Genomic DNA, 3191 nt, shown 5'->3' with positions numbered 1-3191 from the left:
GGTGTCGACCCCCTGCTGCACCCGGCCCACGCGCCGGAACGGGCCGACTCCGCAGGCCTGCACGCACTGAAGCTGATCGCTGACCACCTGCACGACGGCGGTATCGCCAACATGAACTACTCGATCTCCAACAACGCTGAATACGGCGAGTACGTGACCGGTCCGGAAGTGATCAACGCCGAATCCCGTCAGGCCATGCGCAACGCCCTGAAACGTATTCAGGACGGCGAATACGCCAAGATGTTCATCAGCGAAGGCGCAACCGGCTATCCTTCGATGACCGCCAAGCGTCGTAACAACGCCGCTCACGGTATCGAAATCATCGGCGAGCAACTGCGCTCCATGATGCCGTGGATCGGTGCCAACAAGATCGTCGACAAAGCCAAAAACTAAGTCGCAGTCTTGTACGGAAAACGCGGCCTAGGCCGCGTTTTTTCGTTTGGATCGCCGGTTCTGGTATAAAGCTGCATCGTTTGCGGCCGAACCGTCGTCCCAGACACCTGTCGAAACTTTCCACCCTGTTGCAAGGTAATGTCCATGAGCGAACGTCCCGAAGAGCCAAGCCAGGCTCCTGACGCCGAAAGTCTGCTGCCCATCGATGAACACATCGAGGAAGGGCATGACGCTGAAGGTCGTAAAGTCCGGCATCGTGGTATCTATCTTCTGCCGAATCTTTTTACCACTGCGAATCTGTTCGCAGGGTTCTATTCCATCATCAATTCGATGAGTGCACAGGCTGCCCTGAGCGCCGGTGACTCGGTGAATGCGAGTAAGTATTTCGCCTTTGCCGCCATCGCGATTTTCGTCGCCATGGTGCTCGACGGGCTGGATGGCCGGGTTGCGCGCATGACCAATACCCAGAGCGCCTTCGGTGCGGAGTACGACTCGCTGTCGGACATGGTTGCCTTCGGTGTAGCGCCGGCGTTGCTGGCTTTCGGCTGGGCATTGGGCGATATGGGCAAGGTTGGCTGGATGGTTGCCTTCATCTATGTCGCGGGCGCGGCGTTGCGTCTGGCGCGGTTCAACACCCAGGTCGGCACTGCGGACAAACGCTACTTCATTGGTCTGGCCAGCCCGGCTGCCGCCGGCGTGGTGGCGGGGATTGTCTGGGCATTCAGTGATTACGGCATCCAGGGTTCCAAGATGTCGTTCCTGGTGGCCTTGATGGTGGCGGCTGCCGGTATGCTGATGGTCAGTAACATCAAGTACAACAGCTTCAAGGAGCTGGACCTGAAAGGGCGCGTGCCATTCGTGGCAATTCTCGCCGTGGTGTTGGTGTTTGCCGTGGTCTTCAGTGACCCGCCGCGTATTTTGCTGTTGGTGTTCCTCGGGTATGCGGCCTCTGGCCCGGTTCAATATCTGTTACGTCTTCGTCGGCACAAAAACGCCGAGTGACGTAATTTCCCTCATACTCCGCAGTCTGTTGGTGCATCTGTCCTCCAATGCTGCGGAGTAGCCATGCTGATCAAAGTCCCTAAAACGTCCGACTGCCACGAGTCGGACGTCACGCCTGAAGCTCTCTATCTTTCTCGTCGCAATGTGCTCGGTGCTGCCGTGGCCGGCTTGGCCGTGAGCAGTCTTCCTCGTTGGGCCAGTGCCGATGAGGCGGCGCGTTATGCCGATGTCGAGCCCGGTAAGGCGCCTTCCTGGTTTGCCGAAAAACTGCCTTCTACTAAATGGGGGGCGGTCAACGTCAAGGATGAGGCGATCACCCCATTCAAGGATGCGACCCACTACAACAACTTCTATGAGTTCGGTACGGACAAGGGTGATCCTGCAGCCAATGCCGGCGCGCTGAAGACCGAGCCATGGAGCGTTGTGGTGGACGGGGAGGTGGGTAAGCCTGGGCGGTATGCGCTGGAAGACTTCATGAAGCCTTATAAGTTGGAGGAGCGGATCTATCGTCTTCGCTGTGTGGAAGCGTGGTCGATGGTCATTCCCTGGATCGGCTTTCCCATCTCGGCATTGCTCAAGGAAGTCGAGCCCACCTCCAAGGCCAAATATATTCGCTTCGAAACCCTTGAGGATCCCAAGAGTATGCCCGGACAGCGTTCCGGTTTTGCCTTAATCGACTGGCCTTATGTAGAAGGGCTGCGCCTGGATGAGGCGATGAACCCGTTGGCGATTCTTGCGGTGGGCATGTATGGCCGGGAATTGCCGAACCAGAACGGCGCGCCATTGCGTTTGGTGGTGCCGTGGAAGTACGGCTTCAAGAGCGTCAAATCCATTGTGCGCATCAGTCTGGTCAGCGAGCAGCCGAAGACGACCTGGCAGAGCATTGCGGCGGACGAGTATGGGTTCTATGCGAACGTGAACCCTACGGTGGATCATCCGCGCTGGACTCAGGCGCGGGAGCGGCGGTTGCCGAGTGGCCTGTTCAAGCCCAATGTGCGGGACACGCAGATGTTCAACGGTTACTCGGATGAAGTCGCCTCTTTATATACAGGGCTCGATTTGCGGAAGAACTACTGATGCGTTTCCCGTTTTGGCGTATAGGCGTCTTTATAGCAGCAGCGGTTTGGCCGCTGTTTTGGTTGTATCAGGCTTGGGCGGACGTGCTGGGGCCTGATCCGGGCAAAGTACTGGTTGATCGGCTGGGGCTGGGGACGCTTGTGCTTCTGCTTATTACATTGAGCATGACGCCCCTGCAGAAGTTGACCGGTTGGGCGGGGTGGGTTGCTGTTCGGCGGCAGCTAGGGTTGTGGTGTTTTGCCTATGTAGCCCTGCATATGAGTGGCTATACGGCGTTCATTCTTGGTTTTGATTGGTCGCAGCTGGGCGTCGAGTTGCGCAAGCGGCCTTACATTATTGTCGGAGCGCTGGGGTTTCTCTGTCTGCTGGCGTTGGCCGTGACCTCCAATCGCTACAGTCAGCGGCGTTTGGGGTCTCGTTGGAAGAAGTTGCATCGACTGGTTTATGTGATTCTCGGTCTTGGCTTGCTGCATATGTTGTGGATCGTTCGTGCGGATCTTAAGGAGTGGGCTGTCTATGCTTCTATAGGTGCGTTGCTGTTGATGCTGCGCCTGCCCCCTATAGCCCGTCGAATCCCGCGTTTAATGGCCAAAAAGGCACCTTCTGCAAGAAAGGCGTAATTAAGGGTTGACGGCAGATTCTGGAAGTCTATAATTCGCCCCACTTCCGGCGCAGTCGAAACGGAAAACTCCTTGGTAAACAAAGAGTTACGCAGGTTT

Annotated in this window: 3 protein-coding genes and 1 pseudogene; all 4 read left to right on the top strand. The window is 57.0% G+C overall.

Annotated features, from left to right (window positions below):
* Positions 1 to 393, top strand: a pseudogene (locus tag ACIQY3_RS34280) (ketol-acid reductoisomerase); the annotation flags it as partial.
* Positions 394 to 537: 144 nt separating this feature from the next.
* Positions 538 to 1395 (top strand): CDP-diacylglycerol--serine O-phosphatidyltransferase, encoded by an 858-nt coding sequence (gene pssA, locus ACIQY3_RS34275; RefSeq protein ID WP_403029099.1) that lies wholly within the window; start codon positions 538 to 540, stop codon positions 1393 to 1395.
* Positions 1396 to 1458: 63 nt separating this feature from the next.
* A complete protein-coding gene (gene msrP / locus ACIQY3_RS34270) occupies positions 1459 to 2472 on the top strand; it encodes a protein-methionine-sulfoxide reductase catalytic subunit MsrP (protein ID WP_403029096.1) in 1014 nt (337 codons plus the stop codon).
* Positions 2472 to 3092, top strand: a complete 621-nt coding sequence (msrQ, locus tag ACIQY3_RS34265; RefSeq protein ID WP_403029094.1) for a protein-methionine-sulfoxide reductase heme-binding subunit MsrQ — start codon at positions 2472 to 2474, stop codon at positions 3090 to 3092. The genes msrP and msrQ overlap by 1 nt, the downstream gene beginning before the upstream one ends.
* The last annotated feature ends 99 nt before the right edge of the window (positions 3093 to 3191 follow it).

The sequence above is a fragment of the Pseudomonas sp. NPDC096950 genome, assembly GCF_044762525.1.
GTDB lineage: Bacteria > Pseudomonadota > Gammaproteobacteria > Pseudomonadales > Pseudomonadaceae > Aquipseudomonas.
This window is presented reverse-complemented; position numbering and strand designations above follow the sequence as displayed.